Origin of the sequence: Aquimarina sp. U1-2 (assembly GCF_017897595.1) — a bacterium.
Lineage (GTDB): Bacteria > Bacteroidota > Bacteroidia > Flavobacteriales > Flavobacteriaceae > Aquimarina.
Genome location: NZ_JAGKIK010000010.1, coordinates 21,334 through 43,213, shown reverse-complemented (window position 1 = coordinate 43,213; position 21,880 = coordinate 21,334). Strand labels below are relative to the sequence as shown.

Annotated in this window: 13 protein-coding genes; 4 read left to right on the top strand and 9 right to left on the bottom strand. The window is 37.2% G+C overall.

The features are described from left to right. Positions 1 to 110: 110 nt before the first annotated feature. Positions 111 to 1,232: a DNA polymerase IV gene (dinB, locus tag J8281_RS13260; protein ID WP_210198119.1), complete on the bottom strand. Its 1,122-nt coding sequence runs from the start codon at positions 1,230 to 1,232 to the stop codon at positions 111 to 113. Positions 1,233 to 1,310: 78 nt separating this feature from the next. Here dinB and J8281_RS13255 point away from each other — a divergent pair, with 78 nt between their 5' ends. Both J8281_RS13255 and J8281_RS13250 read left to right on the top strand, forming a co-directional pair. After that, positions 1,311 to 1,976, top strand: a complete 666-nt coding sequence (locus tag J8281_RS13255) for an NAD(P)H-binding protein (protein WP_210198118.1) — start codon at positions 1,311 to 1,313, stop codon at positions 1,974 to 1,976. A gap of 83 nt (positions 1,977 to 2,059) precedes the next feature. Further along, complete coding sequence (locus J8281_RS13250) at positions 2,060 to 2,527, top strand: CYTH domain-containing protein (protein ID WP_210198117.1); 468 nt, start codon at positions 2,060 to 2,062, stop codon at positions 2,525 to 2,527. A 227-nt stretch (positions 2,528 to 2,754) separates the two neighbouring features. On the opposite strand, the gene pbpC is transcribed toward J8281_RS13250, so the two are convergent. From pbpC to J8281_RS13230, 4 genes are all read right to left on the bottom strand, one after another. Continuing rightward, entirely contained in the window at positions 2,755 to 5,109 is a 2,355-nt protein-coding gene (gene pbpC / locus J8281_RS13245) for a penicillin-binding protein 1C (RefSeq protein WP_210198116.1), read from the bottom strand. Between the two features lie 90 nt (positions 5,110 to 5,199). Then, the gene (locus J8281_RS13240) at positions 5,200 to 10,725 is read right to left on the bottom strand and encodes an alpha-2-macroglobulin (protein WP_210198115.1); all 5,526 of its coding nucleotides are present in this window, start codon (positions 10,723 to 10,725) and stop codon (positions 5,200 to 5,202) included. 207 nt (positions 10,726 to 10,932) lie between these two features. Further along, positions 10,933 to 12,003: an isoaspartyl peptidase/L-asparaginase family protein gene (locus J8281_RS13235; protein ID WP_210198114.1), complete on the bottom strand. Its 1,071-nt coding sequence runs from the start codon at positions 12,001 to 12,003 to the stop codon at positions 10,933 to 10,935. A gap of 557 nt (positions 12,004 to 12,560) precedes the next feature. Next, entirely contained in the window at positions 12,561 to 13,544 is a 984-nt protein-coding gene (locus J8281_RS13230; protein WP_210198113.1) for a toll/interleukin-1 receptor domain-containing protein, read from the bottom strand. 148 nt (positions 13,545 to 13,692) lie between these two features. On the opposite strand from J8281_RS13230, the gene J8281_RS13225 reads away from it, so the two are divergent. Further along, positions 13,693 to 14,766, top strand: a complete 1,074-nt coding sequence (locus J8281_RS13225; protein ID WP_210198112.1) for a PA0069 family radical SAM protein — start codon at positions 13,693 to 13,695, stop codon at positions 14,764 to 14,766. A 543-nt stretch (positions 14,767 to 15,309) separates the two neighbouring features. Then, on the top strand, positions 15,310 to 18,588 hold the full coding sequence (locus tag J8281_RS13220) for a discoidin domain-containing protein (protein WP_210198111.1): 3,279 nt from the start codon (positions 15,310 to 15,312) through the stop codon (positions 18,586 to 18,588). A gap of 114 nt (positions 18,589 to 18,702) precedes the next feature. Here J8281_RS13220 and J8281_RS13215 read toward each other — a convergent pair whose 3' ends face one another. The 4 genes from J8281_RS13215 to J8281_RS13200 form a co-directional block, all read right to left on the bottom strand. Beyond that, positions 18,703 to 19,365, bottom strand: a complete 663-nt coding sequence (locus J8281_RS13215; protein WP_210198110.1) for an HD domain-containing protein — start codon at positions 19,363 to 19,365, stop codon at positions 18,703 to 18,705. 9 nt (positions 19,366 to 19,374) lie between these two features. Beyond that, a complete protein-coding gene (locus J8281_RS13210) occupies positions 19,375 to 20,376 on the bottom strand; it encodes an acyl-ACP desaturase (protein WP_210198109.1) in 1,002 nt (333 codons plus the stop codon). A gap of 12 nt (positions 20,377 to 20,388) precedes the next feature. Then, positions 20,389 to 21,129 carry a 1-acyl-sn-glycerol-3-phosphate acyltransferase gene (locus J8281_RS13205; protein WP_210198108.1) on the bottom strand — a complete coding sequence of 247 codons (741 nt, stop codon included), beginning with the start codon at positions 21,127 to 21,129 and terminating at the stop codon, positions 20,389 to 20,391. A 149-nt stretch (positions 21,130 to 21,278) separates the two neighbouring features. After that, positions 21,279 to 21,689 (bottom strand): BrxA/BrxB family bacilliredoxin, encoded by a 411-nt coding sequence (locus J8281_RS13200; RefSeq protein ID WP_210198107.1) that lies wholly within the window; start codon positions 21,687 to 21,689, stop codon positions 21,279 to 21,281. Positions 21,690 to 21,880: the final 191 nt, after the last annotated feature.

Below are 21,880 nucleotides of genomic sequence, written 5' to 3'. Positions count from 1 at the left end.
TGGATTTCTAGATTTCAAAGCAAGTCCGACGTCAATTGGCAAGAAAATACGTTCTACGGTTTTACATTGTAAAGACGACTGATAACCTAAAAAGGATAGACGAAATTAAATTAAAAATCAAACCTAAGTTGCACCACTTCAAATTCATTTTTCTTTTTCTTTTTCTCTTTTAATGGTATTTGCCCTGTATTTAAATTAGAAAGTGAAATCCCGAGTAGTCGTACAGAATTTTTCATCTTTTCTTGATATAACAGTTCTTTTGCCGTTTCTAAAAGTATCCTGGCGTCGCTTATAAAATAGGGCAATGTTTTACTACGCGTTTGTATGGTAAAATCACTGTATTTGATTTTTAAGGTAACCGTTCTTCCTGATACCTTATTGTTTTTTAATCGCTTTTGTAGTTCTTCGGCAATGCTTTCTAATCGCTCCAACATATAAATCTCTGAGGCAATGTTCTCGCTAAAGGTTCGCTCGGCTGCCAAAGATTTACGCTCTCGATTAGGCTTTACTTCGCTAAGGTGAATACCTCGTACAATGCGATAATAATGCCTGCCGGCCTTACCAAAATGTGCTGTCAAAAACTCTTCTGATTTTGCTTTAAGGTCATTACCCGTATAAATACCCATGGCATACATTTTGGCTTGAGTTACTTTACCGACTCCGTAGAACTTTTTAACATCCAACGCCTCCAAAAACGTGATCACCTCCTCAGGATTTACAGTTTTTTGACCATTTGGTTTATTATAATCACTAGCGACTTTGGCAATAAATTTATTAATTGATATCCCGGCCGAAGCAGTAAGACCCAATTCGTCGAAAATTTGTCTCCTAATCTCCTGGGCAATTAATGTGGCACTAGGATTTCCTTTTTTGTTCTTAGTAACATCGAGATAGGCTTCATCAAGTGACAAGGGTTCTACAAGATCTGTAAAGTGGTAGAATATCTTGCGAATTTTTAATGAAATTTCTTTGTATCGATCAAATCTAGGACGAACAAAGATAAGATCAGGACACAATTTTTTAGCGGTAAAACCTGGCATAGCAGATCGTACACCAAAAGCCCGAGCTTCATAACTGGCCGCGCTTACCACCCCTCTTTTTGAGCCTCCCCCTACCGCCAAGGGTTTCCCTTTCAATTCGGGATTATCGAGTTGCTCTACCGAGGCATAAAAGGCATCCATATCGACGTGGATAATTTTTCTATGTGAATCAGAGTTTTCCAACCAAATCATTATTCTTTTACAAATTTATGGCTTCTTTTCTTAAACTAATACGTCACTTTTATACCTTTATCTACAAATCGGTCAAAAATGTTGAAAACAGCAATCATCCTTGGAGCCACCGGTCTTACCGGAGGCATCTTATTACAGCAATTATTACATGATGAACGATATGCAAAAATTAAACTTTTTTCGAGACAGCGTGTGCCTATTTCTAATCCAAAAATAGAAGAGCATATCATCGATCTTTTGAAATTAAAGGAGTATGCCGATCACTTTGTAGCCGATGAAGTTTTTTGCTGTATCGGAACTACTAAAGCCAAAACTCCTGACCAAGAATTGTATTATAAAATTGATTATGGGATCCCAGTAAATGCAGCACAGCTATGCAAAGTAAATGGTATTCCAACGTTTATCGTTATATCAGCACTTGGCGCTCATCCTGAAAGTGCTATTTTTTATAATCGAACCAAGGGAAAAATGGAAAATGCTATTATCGCCTTACACCTTCCTAAAACTCACATTCTTCAGCCATCGCTTATTGGGGGTTCAAGAACTGAAAAGAGATTAGGTGAATACCTCTTTAAAATTATGATGAAAGTCATTCAACCCTTACTCATTGGAGCCCTAAAGAAATATCGAATGATACCTCCTGAAACAATCGTTTCTGCTATGATTTGGTTGGCTAATAACAAATGTAGCAATCTGCGGATCGAATCTGATGAGCTTAAACAAATTTCAAAGTATCAAAAGTAGCATTATCCCGGTGAATTGCATTCTTCGGTAGCGAACAACTTTAGGGCATTTTATACCAATTATCAAACCAAAAAATAATCTTTATGATCGAAATAGAACGTAAATTTCTAGTAACTTCAGAAGCTTTTATTTCAGAATCTATAAACAATTATCGTATTGTACAAGGGTTCTTGAACACCAATCCCAATCGAACCGTTAGAATTAGAATACAAAGAGAAAAAGCATTTATTACCGTAAAAGGCATCGGAAACTCATCAGGCATTTCCAGGTTTGAATGGGAGAAAGAAATTACCAGAAACGATGCAGCACAATTATTAAAAATTTGTGAGCCCGGAGTAATAGAAAAAATACGTTTTGAAATTCCGTCGGGTAAACACACGATTGAAGTTGATCAATTTCTAGGTGAAAATAATGGTTTGATTCTCGCAGAAATAGAATTAACTGATGAAAACGAACCTTTTGTATCGCCAGATTGGCTTGGAAAAGAAGTCACAGGTGATCCAAAATATTATAATTCTCAACTTAGTAAAACACCTTATGCTACATGGTGATGCAAAAGATTTAGCTACATTGTGGTATCTTTTTTAGAGAAAAACAGAAGAAAGTCTCCCTTTGAGGGAGATATAGAGGGGTAGCGCTATTATTTTTTACGAATATCCATAATTTAATCGAAACGGTTTGCGTCAAGCTGAATACTGAAACGAGCCTGTGCTGAACTCGTTTCAGTATTCAGCATGACTTCTCAGTTAAATTTTAGGTATACTAATGGATAATCAATTTATTTCTTAATCTCAATCATACGTTTTAATTCATTACCCTGTTCGTCTAACACTGTAACGAGGTATGTTCCTGGTTCTGGTGCAATGGGCATTTCATGAAATTGTTTGGTAGTTCCTATAAAAGTTGTATCGAGATACCAATATAGGCTTGCTTCAGAATTTGTATGTACCACTTTGAGTACAACAGCATTTGTTTTTCCATCAAAGCCTTTAGGTAAGTACACAGTACTATTCGCTTTGGGAAATATAAAATCCATTTTGGTTTCGGCTTCCCAAGAACAATCCGGATGATACGGTGGTAAAGGTTGATATTGAGCATTGTTCATCTTAAAATAATACCCTTGCAACGGAGGCAGCACAAACCAAGGTTGATGAATCATAGCCGTAACAGATTCGCATGATGAATTCACCCGATACGTTTTAGATTCATCCAAATGCACTAATTGATGAAAAGGACATAACTTGTTGCTCACTGCAGTAACGGGCACTAGTATATGTTCACCTTTGCAATGCTTCCCAGCCAAAAAACCACTCTGTTTACAAACCTCGACCTGATTTAGGTCATCATATGGGATTGAAAACCATTCAGTTCTAGGTAATAGGTTAAATATATCAAACAATACCGGTGCCGCAGCGTTAAGACCTGTTAGCTGCGGGCGCCCTTCCCCATCGGCGTTACCGATCCAAATGCCAACCACATGTTTTTTACTAATTCCTATAGCCCAGGCATCACGGTTCCCGAAACTTGTTCCGGTTTTCCATGCGATTTTTCGAGAAGAATCATAAAACTCCCAAGCTTCGTCACCTTCGGGGCGGTTTACTTTTTTCATGGCTTCTAAGGTAAGCCAAACGCTTCCTGCTCCTAATATTGGTTTTTGTTGTATTTTTTTCCCAAAATCTGCTTTTGTTTGAGCTACTAATATGGGTGGTATGAATTCATTTTGATAATAGCTGCCAGAAGTGCTTTGGTAGTGATTTACAATTCCAGCTAAACCTGCATACGTTTTGCAAAGATCCCATAAACTACCTTCAGCGCCCCCAACAATCAATGACAACCCATAATGAGCTGCAGTATTTTGGATGCCCTTAATATCATAGACCTTTATTTCTTCTCTAAATCTCGATAAACCATATTCTTGCAATAGACGCACTGCAGGTACATTTAATGATCTTGCCAATGCATGATTTGCAGGTACAACACCACTGTAACGCTTATCAAAGTTTTTGGGGTGATATCCCGCAATCACGGTAGGAATATCTGAAACCAATTGCGTAGGTAATAACTCACCTTTATCCATCATAGCTGCATACAAAAGTGGCTTTAAGGTACTTCCTGTACTTCGATTAGCCTGAACAATATCTACTGCTTTTTGATGATGAGCATCAGTTGGTGAATTTCCTACATAGCTCATCACCTCGCGAGTAGCCACATCAATCACTAAAACCGCCATGTTATACACTTCATTTTGACGAAGCGTTTCATAATGTTGTTTAACTACCTGATTGATTTGTTTTTGTAATGCTGAATGAATTGTTGTTTTAACGCTCTCACCGGGATACTTTTTGGCCAATTGTTCTACAACATGTGGTGCTGTTTGCGGAAGAGGATAAGGTTTAACAGGTAGTGCCTCGGCAATTGCCAGAGTAAATGTTAGCGAATCAATTATTTGCTTTCTCAAAAGTTTTTGCAGGAGTTTGTCTCTTTTTTTTTTAAGAATTTCTTTATTTTTTCCCGGATAAATTAGTGATGGAGCATTGGGTAATACCGCTAGAGTCGCATGTTCTGCCCAGGAAAGTTGATGTGCCGGTAATCCAAAATATCGCCATGCCGCCATGTCAATCCCCACCACATTACCTCCAAAGGGAGCATGCGATGCATAAAGTTTGAGAATATTTTCTTTAGAAGTGCTTAGTTCTAAACGTGTCGCTAGGATAAGTTCCCAAAATTTTTCGGTAAAGGTTCGTTTTTTACCTTTTCTTGCCAGGCGTATGACTTGTTGTGTGATCGTGCTGCCGCCCCTAACAATTTTACCAGCTTTGCCATTTTGTATCAATGCTTTAACTATCGAAACGGGATTGTAGCCAGGGTGATAGTAAAATTGCTGATCCTCAAAGGCAAGGATGCATTTTTTGAATTTAAAAGGCACACTATCGGTTTCTGGAAAACGCCATTGCCCATCTGTAGCGATTTTTGCTCCCAAAAGTTCTCCTTCATTTGATTCTAAGACCGTAGCCGTAGGATCATTAAATAGGGGTTTAGGAAGCACAAAATAATAGCCAATTAATAGTACTGCAGTAGCAGTAAAGCCTATAGATCGTATGGTTATGAACTTGTATATTTTTCTCCAATTCATTTTTCATTTGTAAATTCCATAAGGACCAGCCCCTGTACAATAGAAGTCTTTTTATTACTATAATTTCAGAACTTAAAACCATTAATCATACTACTGTACCACCTCGATCCATTTTCCTTTTGTTCTTACACTATAGTTATGATCATACATAGCTTCACATTGAATACCTGGTAAATAATACGTACCTAAGTAAGAAGCATTTAATAAAACAGTTACTGTTTTACTTTCTTTAGGCTGTAAGTCGAAATAGAAATTGATTCGGTCATCGCGAATATCGGTATATTCAACTTCGTTAGCTTTAAAAGGTCCAAAATCTGTAAATCTGGTGTTTACGACTTCCCATCCCGATGGAAAGATTTCGGTGACTGCCATATCGCGTATTACATTATCTGATGTATTCGTAACGGTAACTTCGGCAACAAAATTGGTTCCTTGATGAAGTTGGGCCGGATTTATAACTGTACCCCCCCGATCTTTGTAATCAACAATTGCCTTCAAATCATTCTGGATTACTTTTTCTTCGCCAACAGGCAAAATACCACTATTTAAAAGTTGCACAAAAACTGTATTATCTTTATTGTTTTGTAAACGTAATGTATTTTTTTCCTGAATAGCAAGCCTGCCTGATGTTGCCATAGCCTTTTGAGTAGCTACAGTAGCGGTTGCTCCATTCAATGTATATGTCGATTGTACTCCTTTTCCGCCAACATAAATAGCATATCTTGCCATAGCCATAAGCGCATACGAAGTCGTTTGTGTACTCATCCATTTTTCTGAAGACAACGCGCTGGCAAGCTCAACAGCTACCTGTTGAGCTGCTGCTTTTTGATCCAATATAACCAGCGTTTCTAAAGCCATAGCTCGATTGCGATGAGCCGAACCATAGGTAGCACTATAGTCTGATTTTGGCTGAAAATTGATAGCGGCCGAATGTAATAGTCGCTCTGCTGCAGTTTTCTGACCAATTAGACTATACGTTAGGGCTAGTCTGTATTTTGCATCATTGGATAAATTTGACATTTCTTTGAGTCTATTCATAGAAGCTAAATCTGGACTATCGGCCAGAGCCAAGCTATATAACCTATAAGCTTGATCCAGATCGTTACCTCCGCTTCGCCATTTTTTGGCTTGCCGTTGTTGATAAGTAATCCAGTTACTTTTGAAGCCCAAGGGTAATATATATCCTTTTTTATTAGCCTCGAGTAAAAAATGGCCGGCGTAAGTAGTCCCCCAGGCATCAGTTTCACTATGACCAGGCCAATAAGAAAGACCACCGTTTGGTTGAATGTAGCGCTTTAACGTCGTGATTGCAGCTTCAATGTTTTTTTGAATTTTGAGTTGCCGATCAGAAGAAATCTCAAAAATATCATCTAAATATAGCTGAGGAAAAGCAGCCGAGGTGGTTTGTTCTACACAACCATGAGGATATCGAATTAGGTAATCGAGTCTACTCTCAAAATTCATAGGAGGTAGTGATGACAACTCTAAAGTAGCACTATTGCTTGCCGTCACCCCGAATGCTTCAAAATTGATCTCTTTTTGGCTATTGGGCTCTAAAATAAGTGAAGTAACCGCCGTAGTTACAGGATTAGGGTTGGTGATAGCAATAGGAATAGTATACGATGCTTTTTCGTTACCACTGCTGGCGACCACATCAATTACCGTTGTTGATACCCCATTTAAAACTTCGATATCAAAGTAGGTTATCTTCTCGTCGGGTTGTAAAAAAGAAAGACGTTTTTGGGTCTTACCCATCACTCTAAATCCTTTATTGGGCTTTAGCGTTACCTCAACATTTTTTACCGATTTTTCCATAGCAAAAACGGTAACCGGTATGGTAACTTTTTCGCCGGGGGTGATTTTTCTGGGTACCGAGGTTAGCACCATTAGTGGTTTTCTAACCGGAGTAGTTTTATCAGTGCTTCCGTAAGCGGCCTCATTAGCATTAGAGGCTATTACCATGGTTCGAACAGCACCAATATATTTTGGAATTTTGATAGTGTGCGTTTGGGTCTTACCAGCAGCTAATTCAAACGGACCCTTGTAAATGACCATAGGTTCAAAACGATTGGCTTTTTTGACTTTGCTTCCGCCAGCTTCAGCATCACCTCCAATACTAAAGACTTGATTAATACTTCCGCCGTAGGCGCCAATTACCTCATCATACATATCCCATGTTTTCACTCCCAAGGCTTCTCGGGCATAAAAATTCTCCCAGGGATTGGGCGTTTTAAATCGTGTTAAATCCAATAATCCCTCGTCTACAATAGCTATGGAATACGTCATCGGTTTTCCTTGCTTTTCATTTATTTTGATTGTTATATGCTCTTCTGGCTTTAAAACATCTGGCATTGTTAATTGTGGTTGTATTTTGGTCGAGGGGTCCTCTACAGTAATCGGGACGACGCCATATAACCGAATGGGCAAATCATTTGCGGTAGAAGCATGAGGTTGAAGTAAGGTAATATGAATAAACACATTGGGAGTGTGCACGCTCTCGATAGGTAATTCGAATTTGGTTTGCCCCTTTTTGGGTGTAATCCACTGTGATGACAATACTTCGGTTCCATTTTCTACTGTTACAAGTGCTCTACCTGCTTCACCAGATGGAAATATAATTATCGCTTTTTCTCCTACGATGTACGTTTTCTTATCTGTTGAAAATAATAACATGGTTGCAGCAGAAGGGTCGTTTTTACGGGATTTTCCTGCCCAGCCGGGCCAATCGATATAGATCGTTTTACCTGTAGCATGACCTCCGTTTGGGTCTATTACTCGTACAAGGTACCTTCCCCATTCTGGGTATTTTAATTCAAAATTGAAATTAGCTTTGCCTGCTGCATTAGTTGTAACTTTGGTTTTAAATACCTCATTGTGATAAGAACCGCGGTTATATGATGATAAATTATCTTCTGAAGTATCCCACCACCATCTCCAGTCGACTTTATAAATATAAACCTCGAGATCTTTTACTGATTTTGGGGTTCCTTTTTCATCTACCGTTACCACATCAAAAGTATGTTGAGTATCTGTGAGTAGCATACCTCTAGCTTTATCACCCTTGGGAATACTGATACCTACGTATGTTTGGTAAGGGGAGTACAATTTTGAAATTACGTCGGTACTAAAATCACCTCCGTTTTCATATACCTTGGTAATAAAAGATGCATTCAGCATGCCTGCAGCTTTGTTTTGAAGTATTGGCGTGATTCTGAAATTTGCATTTCCTGTATTAGAAATTTTGCCGGTAAATACTTCTTGTTCTTCGCTTTTGAAACGACGGGTAGGGTCATCAAAAATGTAACCGGAAAAATCTTTGAAACTTGTTTTTGAAGCTACAAAACGAGCATGAATATCGGCCTTAAGGTTTTTTGCAACTGCACCATGTAACCAAAGCACTTCTAAGTTCCCTTTAATAGCCGTATTCGCCTCTAGCAAATCATTATCGAATGTAGTCTTGATTTTAAGTCGGTTGGGTTTTATAGTTTCAATTTTAAGAGATTTTGTGAAACTTGCTCCCCCTACCTTGACTTTTGCTTGCCAATTACCGGTAGGTGCCTGATTTGACGTTTGCGTTACAAATTTGTAAAAGTTAGTAGTTCCCTGTGTTTTGGTTTCTTGGTGAACAATTTTACCGTAGGGATCTCTAAGTTCAAACTTGACCGGGTGGTTTTTAGGAAGTGGATTCGCCTTATCGTTAAGTATAAATGATAAAAATAGGGTATCACCAGGTCGCCAAACACCACGTTCCCCAAAGATAAATCCTTTGATTCCTTTTTGAAGACGAACACCAGACACATCAAATTTACTCACCGATAAGGCATTACCATCATTAAGCTTGACATACGTTTGTTGTTTCCCCGATTTGGCGATAGCAAAAAATGCAGGGCGATCGGCATCAAAAACCGACATTCCATCACTATCTGTAGTGACCACACTCATTTTTTGCTGTTGATAATTATAAAAGGTTATCGTAGCATCAGGAACCGGTCTTGTGGTTATAATATCGTTAACAGTAATAGCGTAGGAATGATTAAGTCCCTTTTTAACGATAACACCCAAGTTGGATGCTACTATATTTGCCCCGACTTTTCGATCTCTATAATAGGACTGACTACAGGGATTATCTCGTTCTTGCCAAGTATACCCTTCATAATTATCATAATAATATTGCGAAGAATCCCAAAAACTTGATTCGGTCTCTTCGTCATAATTTTTAGTAAGTTCTTGTATAGAGGTATCGTCTGCGTTTTGGCCATCACATGGATATAAAGAATACGACTTACGATAGTTTAATTCGAGTCGGTAGATAGCTCCCGGATCGGGAGTTATTATTTCTTCTAAATCTATAGAAAATGCATTCCATTTACTTAGATTTAATGATGCATTTTCTCTTAGATTTATCAATTTTTTAGCAATGGGTCTTCCCACACTTCGTATATTGCTATTACCATTTAGATTATTATTCTGAAGAAATTGCAATATATTATTTTCAAATACTTTAATGATTTGAACTTCTACCGCTCGCAGATTTACAGCCTCAAAATTAAATTTTAGTTGATCTGAGGTCGGTAAAATTACACCATTCTGCAGCAAACGAACTTCTGGTTTGGGCTGCTCAAATGCTATGGTTTCAGTATACGTATTTCTGAGTTTATAATCGTTCACACTTCGAATTCCCTGAAAGATTTTTATTTCTGCAGTTCCTTTGAGTTCTTTCTTAGGAAAAACTTTTAAAACATTACCGTCTATGGTATACTTTAGGTCTTTTATACCAGAGAGGGTTACTAACCCTTGAAGATCTTGATTTTTTTTCAGAGGGTCGGTAAAATTGATGGCTACGTACTGTTTATCATCATTAACGACAGCGATATGCAGTACCGAGAAATTATCTTTTCCGGGAACAGGTAATACTTCACTTCCTTCAGTATCTATAGTAAACGATTTTCCAGACCATTTTACCGTAATTTCAGAATCTTCATCAAAACGACGAATGCTGTCGATTCTAAAACTAAATTGTTTGCCTTTACTGATTGTTTCATTAAAATTTACGGCAATTCTTTTTCCTTTTTGCGTTGCCTGTACTAGGTTTTTAGCGACACTAAATTGTAATTGATCACTAGTTGTTATTGTTCCATCGATATACTGCCAATCTTTGGTATAGGATTGTAAGTTATTGATACGTATCGAAAACTGTTGCTTTATGGTTTGTACGCTAAATACGAATTCATCAGCCAGATCATCGGGTAGCTCTTTTACTATATCTTTAAGAGCTACTGTAAAAGTATAGTGTGTATCTTGGTCAAAAGCCTTTTCTGGTTGAAATGATATCGTTCTATTATTAACGGCAATGACTTTTCCTTTGACACGCGGTGAAACCTGAAAAAGGTTTTGAGCTAATTCTTGACCATCATTCCAGCCTGAAATAGGCCTACGCAAAACAATGTACACATTTTCTGATACCGAAATTGTTCCCGACGATACGTCAGAGACATACTCTTGATATTTATGTAGTTCTGAAGCGTTTTCTGCCGCAATAGTTTCGGTATCTTTTTTTTTGCAAGCATTACTAATAAAAACTATACAGATCAGCAAAAGAATTCGATGGAGTAGCATATAAAGCGTGAAATTTGGTTGATCTTATAAATGTAAGACAATTTCTAATATCTAAACATCTTAAAAAAATCATCACAGATAAACCAAGCCAAAGTGCGGGATTAGATAGGTCTTCTACTACCAGAACGAATATAAAACCAAGAGTACCAATCCGTATAGGTATAGCACTTCGTTTTAAGTCGAGATAACAAATCGAAAATTGAACGACTACTCCTTATAAATACCGATAGTTAGTTGCCCATCAGCATTCATAGTGGCACGATACATTCCTTCGGTATTAAACTCCATAGACACATTACCGTTTCGGTCTATGGCAACTATCCCACCAGTGCCTCCAAGAGCAGTCAATTTCTTTTGAATCACCTCTGATGTGGCTTCTTTTAGTGAAATCCCTTTATATTCCATCATTGCAGAAATATCATGTGCGACCATCCCTCGTATAAAATACTCTCCCCATCCTGTACTGGAAACTGCGCAAGTTGCATTATTGGCATACGTTCCGGCGCCGATTATAGGAGAATCACCTATTCTATTCCACTTTTTGTTTGTCATCCCACCTGTAGAGGTACCTGCGGCAAGATTACCATTTTTATCTAAGGCGGCGCACCCAACAGTACCAAATTTAGCATTTCTAATCACCGGATCGTAAAACGCTGTCGTTTGGTTGGCTTCTTTATTTTTTTCCTTTTCTTTAACGCGTTCCAGGGCCTTCATCCGGTTTTCGGTAAAAAAATAAGAAGGGTCTACAAGCTCCAGATGTTGTGTTTTGGCAAACTGTTCGGCCCCTGAACCAGATAAAAGTACATGTGGTGAATTAAGCATGACCTCTTTGGCCAGGTTAATAGGGTTTTTAACCGTTTTTACACCAGCTACGGCTCCGGCATTTAATGTGCTACCATCCATGATAGAGGCATCCAATTCGTTACTACCTTCGCTAGTAAAAACGGCACCTTTACCGGCATTAAATAATGGGGAATCCTCTAGGATATTAATTGTCTTTTCGACTGCTTCTAAGCTGGTACCTCCATTTTTTAAGATCGTATGACCCACTCGAATTGCTTCTTCAAGCTTTGCTTTGTATTCGGCTTCTTTTTCTGGAGTCATATTTTTTTTCAATATCGTTCCGGCACCGCCATGGATTACTATTCCAAATGTATTTTCTACTTGTTCTGTGCGCGTGTTTTCATTTTTAGAAACAGACGTTTCTGCGGCCTCTTTAGGTTGTTCTTTACAGGCTAGAAATAAAACGAAACTAAAAAAAATAAGTGCTCTTTTCATTTGTTTAAAATTTTATAATTTAATATGAATATCCATAATTTAACCTAAAACAGTGCTCGTCAAGCTGAACTCGTTTCAGCTTCTCATTTCAATTTACTGAAAATAAACTTAATGAGATCCTGAAATGAATTCAAGATGACTTCTCAGTTAAATTTTAGATATAATAACGGACAATCAATTAATTTAATGAAAAATAAGTAATTACAAAATTATAAATAGATGTAACCACTTCGTTTTCGCATAAACTTATTGTAATCATATCGGTATGGTACGCTGAAAAAAGTTTATGCTCATTTCATACGTTCACGTGTTTTTGAAGAATTGATGTAAATTTTAATTACTATAGCTAATTTGATAAAAATAATACAAAAGTTTGAGATTGCCTGTCATACTTAATTTTTAAATTGGCAGTATTTTGATGACTGAAACAAATCTATGCTGAATTCTAGAGCGAATTCGGCTTGACGAGCACTGTTTTAGGAAACTTTACAGATATTCCGGTAGTATTTTAGATAGATCTCGCTAAAACGTCATGAACTGAAATAAGCGGCTATCACTTAAACCGATTGATGTTTACTATAATCGACCAAGGCGATTCGTCCTAAAAAGAATCTAAACGTTAGGTGTATGCTATTTCCACTATTGTCTTCTAAAACTATTGACTTATTTAACTGAAAGTCGTGTGGTTGATGGCTTCCCTCTTCTATAGCAATATTGTCTGCATACAGGGCGAGCTGATTATCTGATTTATGAACAGGCTCTATTTTACCTGTAAGACCAGGAATTTCACCTGATTTGTTGATAATCTGAGAACCAAAGCCATTAGTTTTCTCGATAGTTACTTCAATATCTTCTTTGGGATTCACATTATTGAAGATCACAGCAGGATATTGCGGATGCGCAATAAGAACCGTATACAGTTTACGAGTGCGAATTATAAAATGTGCCAGCCCTTTTTCGTCTGAAACACCTTCTAAATACGTAGCGTTATTGGCAATTAATACCACCTTGGCATTTTTTATAAGTGCCTTGTTTTTATCTTGAATTTTTATTGAAAATATAAAAGGTTTTGCACTAATCATGGTAGAGAGTTTCGACCATCGTCTTCTGAAAAAAGTTTGATCTTTATTCAACTTTTTTTCGATCAAAGAGGCTAATTCTTCAGGTGTTTTTTGTTGAAGATCGATATATCCGACCGTTTTCAAAATACCCGGGATTTCTGTATCATCGAATCTTGCTGGCAAAATGTATTCCCGACTTTCTTGAAACGCTCGAGCCTGCATCGAAACTCTCTCATGATTTGTCCATAATTTCTGATTGTAAAACCCTGAAATAAACAATACCGTATATTGCGCTTTATTCTGATATATTTCAGACAAATATTCATATAAATTTTTTCCCCACAGATTTGCTTCTTCAAACAAATCGTAGAACACTTTAATTCCTTTTTTATTCAGGCTATTTGCAACTTCCTCTACATACGCCCGATTCTCTCCCGCAAAAGAGAGTGCCACATCATACTCATAGCTATTATTTTTCATCACTGACTATTTTTATACCTAAATTCCGAATACCTATTATCGGAAATCCACTTGTACAAAATTACTTTCTTTATTTGGAAATATTCCATTTTTTATAGGAAATATTCCAACAAAAGTTTTACTTTTAAACCGTAATAAAACCATACACATGAAACCGAAAAACCACAATAAAGGCAGGGGCGCACAAGAAAAAGTTAAAAATAAATACCTAAAAAATCATCATGACCTTAGGGATGATTTCTTAAATTTTTGCCAAAAATCTGGAGAGCCGATCGACAAATCACAAACTAGTTACATAACTACCTATCCTAAAACTATCGTTAATCGGGTTACTAGTCCAGATGTTGGAATGTCGTATTCTCTTAACCCGTATCAAGGTTGTGAACATGGATGTGTATATTGTTACGCCAGAAACTCTCATGAATACTGGGGATATGGTGCCGGGATAGATTTCGAGAGCAAAATATTAGTCAAAAAAAATGCACCAGAATTACTTGAAAAAAAATTGCGCAGTAAGCAGTGGAAAGCGTGCCCCATTTCACTTTCTGGAAATACGGATTGCTATCAACCTATAGAGAGAACGCTAAAAATAACACGTAAGCTACTCGACCTATTTCTTACCTACAAGCATCCTGTAGGTATCATCACCAAGAACGCGCTTATCCTAAGAGATTTAGATATTTTATCAGCTTTGGCAAAAGATAATTTAATCATGGTTTACTTATCGATCACTACCCTAAACGAAGAAACTCGAAGAATTTTAGAACCAAGAACATCCAGCATTGCAAAAAGACTAAAAACCCTAGAAAGGCTAACCGCTGCAGGCGTGCCTACGACTATAATGATGGCACCTATTATTCCGGCTATCAATAGCCATGAAATACTCGCACTCGCCAAAGAAACTGCTATTAGAGGTGCTCGAAATATAGGATTTACTGTAGTAAGACTTAATGGCGTTTTAGACCAAATCTTTACTACCTGGTTAGAGAAAACCTTACCCGATCGAAAGGATAAAGTTTTGCATCAAATTGCAGAATGCCATAAAGGTAATTTAAACAATAGCCAGTTTGGTATTAGAATGAAGGGTACGGGAAAGACTGCAGATCAAATTCACCAATTATTTGAGGTAGCCAAAAGAAAGTATTTCTCTGGTTATCAAAAGCTTCAATTAAACTGTGATTTACATGCACAATACAAAGACAAGCAATTGAGGTTGTTTTGAGTACCTTCATTGATCACCACTCGATTTTTTGACTGATCTTTTAGCAAGGAACGCTTAATTATTGCCTACTTCCTCCCGAAAGTTAACATAGCTTTCTGTTAATTAAAATAAAAAATTGTATATTTCGCTTACCAATTTAAATTAACTTTTCATATTTCTTACATAACACAAAAAACTCAACACCATGAAAAAACATCGAAATTCTCTTACATTCTATTACTGTCAATTACTTAATTATTACATCATAAATCTCAAGTAAGTAATTTATTAGTATTGAAACCATATCGTATTCAAAACATTTTTAATTGCTTAGTATTAGAATTGATGACTACTCAGAATTGATAAGTTAGTTTAGAATTACAATTCCATATATATATAAATTAACTCCATCATAGTAGCAACTATTCAATTTTAGGGTATTCTAAGAATATGCATAACTTGTACTAGTCTACTAGGTTCTGGTTGCTTAATTAGTTCTTCTATTCTTATACATTTTTCTAATCCCACACTTAGCTATAAAATTTTAACCAAACACAAATCATTATGTATTTTACAAAAGTAACTATCACTTGTAAAGAGTTCGTGATTGTACTGCTCTTCTTGTTATGCAGTACACTATGTACTCAAATCTACGCTCAGGAACTTTATGAGCTCACACAAAAAGACCATGTTAATGTTAATAAACTAGAACGTTTAGGCAAACGTCATTTTAAAGATCACGACAAAGGTAAAGGCAGTGGATATAAGCTATATATGCGCAATTTATACTGGGCAAAGCGTAATGCCGATAAAAACGGCAATGTAATTAGCGATGAGACAGTCGTCGATGAACGCAAAGCATATCAAAAATCGATTAAGAATAGCAAAGACCTTACAACGAAAAATATACAACAAAGCAGCGGTTGGACTGAGTTAGGACCATTTAACTGGACACGAACCAGAAGCTGGAATCCCGGATTAGGAAGAATAACTGCAATTGCTGTAGAGCCAAAAGATCAACAAATTATATTTGCCGGATCTCCCGGAGGAGGAATCTGGAAATCTGATGATGCCGGGCAGAGCTGGAAGCCCTTGGGAGATCAAATGACCAATATGTCAATCTGGGCAATAGCCATTGATCCAAATAATAACAATCTTGTCTACTTAGGAAACGCTGCCGGTCAGATCATGAAATCTACTAATGGTGGTAATTCCTGGAGCGAAATTTATAGGGTTAACGGTACACCAAGAAGAATTCTTATACATCCTGATAGCAATGTACTATTTATAGGAACAACCAGAGCTTTATATAGAAGTACCAACGCAGGAAGTAGTTTTACCAGAGTCCTTAATGCTCGTGCCGAGGATGTCGAATTTAAACCGGGCAATACAAATGTGGTATATGCCTGTGGAAATTCTTTTTATCGCTCTACCAATAGTGGATCTTCCTTTAGTCGTATTACCAGAGGGATAGCTGCAACAGAACGTATGAAAATGGCAGTTACTCCCGCAGATCCAAATGTCGTGTACTTAGTTCAAAAAAGAGGTAGTAGTTTTGGATACTTGTATAGATCGTTAGACGGTGGATCCAACTTCAGTATACGCGCTTCATATACGACAGTTTCTAACAACGAAGTCTATTTTACCCAGGCTTCGCGAGACATGGCCATTGCTGTATCTAATACAAATGCGAACGAAGTTCATGTTGGAGGTATGAATTATTCCAGATCTGTAGACGGAGGAGCCAATTTTACGACGCTTGCTGCTTGGAACCAACCTAATGATAGATCTTATGTTCACGCTGATATTGAAGTAATTCAATACGTCAACGGAGCACTTTATTTGGGTACCGATGGAGGTATTTTTAGAAGCAGAGATCGTGGAAATAATGTTACTGATCTAACGCAACGCGGACTTGCAGTGCGACAATATTATCGAATCGGAGGTGCGGCCACCGATGCTAATATGATTATAGGGGGTGCCCAAGATAATGGTACCAATATCATGCGTGGGGCTAACCGACAATTTAGAGAATGGCTAGGCGCAGACGGAATGGAGTGTTTTATAGATCATAAAAATAGTAATATCGTATATGGAACCACTCAGTTTGGATCACTTTACAAAAGTACAGATGCTGGAAATAGTATCGGAAACATCAGTAAACCCGGAAATTTTAGCGGAGAATGGGTAACCCCGTTTATGATGGACCCCATAGATAACAAAACGATTTACGTAGGCTATCAAAATCTCTACAGAAGTAATAATGGAGGAAGTAGCGGTAGCTGGCGAAATATAACTTCTACTATTACTATTGGTGGTAATTTAAATGAAATGGCTATTGCTGCTTCAAATAACAATTATATCTATATCGCTCGAAAAGGAAGATTATGGAGAACCAAAAACGGTCGAAGTTCAAATCCGTTATGGACTGAAGTTAGTAATTTTAGAGGAGACGTAAATTTCATTACCGTAGACCCAAACGATCCGCAACGTGTAGCAATCGCTACCACAGGTTCTAGAGTATATTTATCAACCAATGCAGGGGATACCTGGACAAACATCAGAGGGAATCTCCCTAATATCGCGGCGCAATGTCTGGTGTTTGATGACACTCAAAAAAATGGTTTGTATTTGGGAATGCAGTCGGGTGTATATTATATAAATGATGATCTTAGTTCGTGGGTGCCATTTTCTACGAATCTACCAGGTGTGCAAACTACAGATTTAGAGATTCACTATCCTTCTAGAAAAATTCGAGTTGCGACTTATGGTCGTGGTATTTGGGAATCTGATCTGTACGACGATACAGGTGCAGGACTTGATTCACCGAGTGACTTACTCTCACAAGTAAGAGGTAAAGACATTACCTTAACTTGGAAAGACAACTCTTCTAACGAGGATGGCTTCACGATTCAAAGAAGTAACGGAGGCGCTTTTGAAAGAATTGGTTATGTAACAACAGGAATACAAACTTATACCGATAAAAATTTAGTAAATGGAACGTATACTTATCGAGTTAGAGCCTATGACGCCGACACTTATTCTGGTTTTTCCAATACGACCCGAGTAGTTATAGGAGATGTCGTAAATCCGCCTAATATCATAGACAATTGCGAAGGTTGTATTGTATATAATACGAATAGTGAAGAAACCAAAAATGCTGATCAATCCAAAGAAAAAGCAGTAGATGGCGACCCCAATACCTATTGGCACTCTAACTGGTATGACGACGAGACTTCTCATCCTCACTTTATTGCCATCAATCTTGGTCAACAAAGAGACTTAGTAGGCTTTTCATATCAAGGAAGACAAACAGGAACTACTGGTATGGTTAAGGATTATATTTTATTTGGCTGGACGGGTAACAATTGGAAACAATTATCTACAGGTACTTTTCAGAAATCCAACTTGAAACAAACTGTAGATTTTGAAAAATTTACAGGGCAGTATTTATATTTTAGAGCGCTTTCTGAAGTAGATGGAAAACGATGGGCTTCTGTCGCAGAGTTCACCGTTAGATATACACCTGCACAGGATGAAGCTAGGCTTGCAACTAAGGATACTGAAAGTGCTCCTACTCCGCCAGCTGTAGACCTTACCGATTTTGAGGGTATAAAAGTATTTCCTATTCCGTTTGGTGATGAACTTACTATCAAAGGAGTTACCTCTAAAAAAACGGCTCGTTCTATTCAACTGATTGGCATAAATGGTATTTCTCAACGAATCAAGCCAGTAGTGAATGGAAATGAAATTAGCATCGACACGAATAGATTACCAAAAGGATTCTATATTTTGCGTATACTACAAGACGGAAATGAAAAAAATATCAAAGTATTTAAATAATACCAAATCTATAGTTTGAAGCGTATAGCAGCGCTCAAAAATAGCAAAAAGTGTGGGTAGCAGCGTCGAAAACAGAGTGGTTTTCGACGCTGCTTAGTTTTGAATTACCTATGGTTATCCAAAAGTTTCCTCACCATTCCATTCTTTATAAAATTGGTCAAGAAATGTTTTCATGAATTCATGTCTTTGTTGTGCGATTTTTTTACCTGTTTTGGTATTCATGCGATCTTTTAACAACAATAGCTTTTCATAAAAATGATTAATTGTTGGTGCGGTAGAATTTTTATATGCTTCTTTGGTCATATTGAGGTTCGGTGAAATATCAGGATCGTAGATAGCTCTGTTTTTGAAACCTCCATAATTAAAACATCTTGCAATACCTATAGCTCCGATGGCGTCTAGACGATCAGCATCCTGAATAACGTCTAATTCTTTTGAACGAAATTGCTGTTGTTCGTTACCTCCTTTAAATGAAATATGTGATATGATAAGAATTACATGATCTATACATTCTTTTTCGATATCAAACTGCTCCAGGAATTCTCTTGCGAGTCTGGGACCTATGGTTTCATCCCCATCATGAAATTTGGAATCTGCTATATCATGAAGTAGCGCTCCTAAAGCGATTACTAAAGGATCAACTTGTTCATCTTTTGCAATGAGTATAGCATTTTTTAATACTCGTTGTGTGTGAAACCAATCATGACCACCTTCTGCACCGTGTAAGGTATCTCGAACAAAAGCTATGGTTTTATCAACAATCGCTGAAGGCTGCATGATCTTCAACTATTTTGTCAATGCTGGCTCTACCCACTTAAACTTAAAGACTTCTTCAGGAATCACTAATCGTTCACTAATTCGCTGCATTCTGGCGGGTAATTTCATCACAAAATCACGAGCTTTTTCAGCTTCATCTGTAAGATCTACGAGTTTATCAATCTCCCATTTATTAATTAGGCGTTGCATAATATCGATGTAATCTTGCGAAGTATAGACCCCTAAGCGTTGGGCGGCATTCGAAAACTCTTCAAAAGCTGTACCTATGGCATCCCCAGATTCTCTCAAAAAGTGAGCAGGCATAACGATTTTATGTTTCATCATATCGCTAAATGCAATCATCATCTGGCTTGGGTCTACTTCAAATATATGCTTAACAAACTCGCTGTAGGCATTAAAATGTCGCATCTCGTCTCCTGCTATAATTCTACACATTTTGGCCAAGGATTTGTTAGAATACTCTTTTGCCAATTTGGCTACCCGACTATGTGAGACATTGGTCGCCAATTCTTGAAAGCTTGTATATACAAAGTTTTTATAAGGATCTCTATCGGTTCCTATATCAAAACCATCATTAATCAAGTGTTGTGTAGTACGTTCTACTTCAATCATATTAACTCGACCCGATAAATACAGATATTTATTTAGCGTATCCCCATGTCGATTCTCTTCGCTAGTCCAATACCGCACCCACTTTGCCCATCCATTATCTTTTCCCCCATCATGTTGATTAATCCCTTCAACATCCATCAGCCAGGATTCATAAGTTGGTAGTGCTTCTTCAGTAATAGTATCTCCTACCAAAACAACCCAAAAATCATATGGTAATTCTTTTGCTAATGCTCTCAACTCTTTTACTTCTTCATAAAAAATATCTTCGTTTTGAGAGTCTGGCAAAAAATCTGTTGGTTGCCATACCGTGTCAATAGGGATTAAGAATTTATCGATAAAAGAATCTACTTTCTTCTCGAGCAACTGCATTACTTCTAATCGTATATTATCTAAGGCCATAATGAGATTGTGTTACGTTTTTATTGCTAAAGTAATCCTTTCTTCTATCTTTTCGAGTAATATTTCAGGTTCTTTATCATTTATTAGCGGTTCTTGTACTTCGAGTTTCAAATGTACGCCAAGACCCATTGGAAAATTTCCGTATCGTAAAAATTTCCAACTATTAGTAATTGCTACGGGTACAATAAGGGCATCAGGAGCTTTTTTCAATAAAATTTTCAGACCTGTGGGTGCAAAAGGTTTTAATTTTCCATCCCGGCTTCTGGTTCCCTCGGGGAAAATGACTGCAGAAAAATTATGTTCAGCAATGAACTTCGCAAATGTTGCTAATGCAGGAATGGATTGCTTAGGATTCTTTCGATCAATTAAAACGTTATCCCCATGTTTAAGGTTGTATGAGATACTTGGTATCCCTTTACCTAATTCTATTTTAGAGATAAATTTTGGTTTATTTTTACGTAAGTACCATGATAGTAAAGGAATATCAAACATACTTTGATGATTAGAAACAATAATTAACGGTCGGTTAATAGGTAGCTTATGGTTGTTTTTAAAACTAATCGAAGCCCCTAGAAGGTGTAAACATCGTAATAAGAACAGATTCATGATATTTACTACTCCCCTATGTATAGAAGCGCCTCCAATATTTTTACCCAACCATTGCAAAGGATGAAAAATGACTAATGTTAACCCAAAACACATATAGAAAACTATAGAAAGAGGATAACTGATCATCTTTTTAAATCTCTCCATTTCTTTTATTCAAATACATTTGGCGTAAAACACGAAGTTTAAGTAAAATCGTTAGTGTACTGAAACGGTTTTACTTAAACTTCGTATATATTACTTTTAATTTAATACGACTTTTTTAAAAGAATGCCCAAAAAGCGAACAAATTGCTTTTAGCAGTGTTCGTTATACGCATCTTTGAGGTTTTCTGCGATCATTTCTGCAGGTCGACCCTCGATGTGATGTCGCTCCAGCATATGAACCAGTTCGCCATTTTTAAAAAGTGCCATAGATGGTGATGAAGGTGGAAAAGGAATCATATAGCCTCTCGCTTTATCGGTTGCCTCTCGATCCACTCCTGCAAAAACAGTAATTAAATGATCAGGTGTTTTATCATTGTCTAATGAAACTCTCGCTCCCGGACGGGCATTTGCAGCGGCACAACCACATACCGAATTTACAACGACCAATGTAGTTCCTTCTTTTGTCATAGCCTCTTCTACAGCTTGGGCTGTATGTAATTCTTGGAAACCGATGTTGGTCAAATCTTCACGCATTGGTTTAACTAAATCTGCTGGATACATATCTTACCTATTTTTTGTTTAAATTTTGACTGCAAAGATACAAATTAAGTAGCAGTTCTAGAATACTCCATTCTGATCCTCATGCCATTATTTAACTAAAATTATGATTTATTTGGGTAACAAAAATAAGAACCATCTTATCGAATACCTAAACTGTATTTCTTACTCGTATTTTTTAAAGTATCTTTACC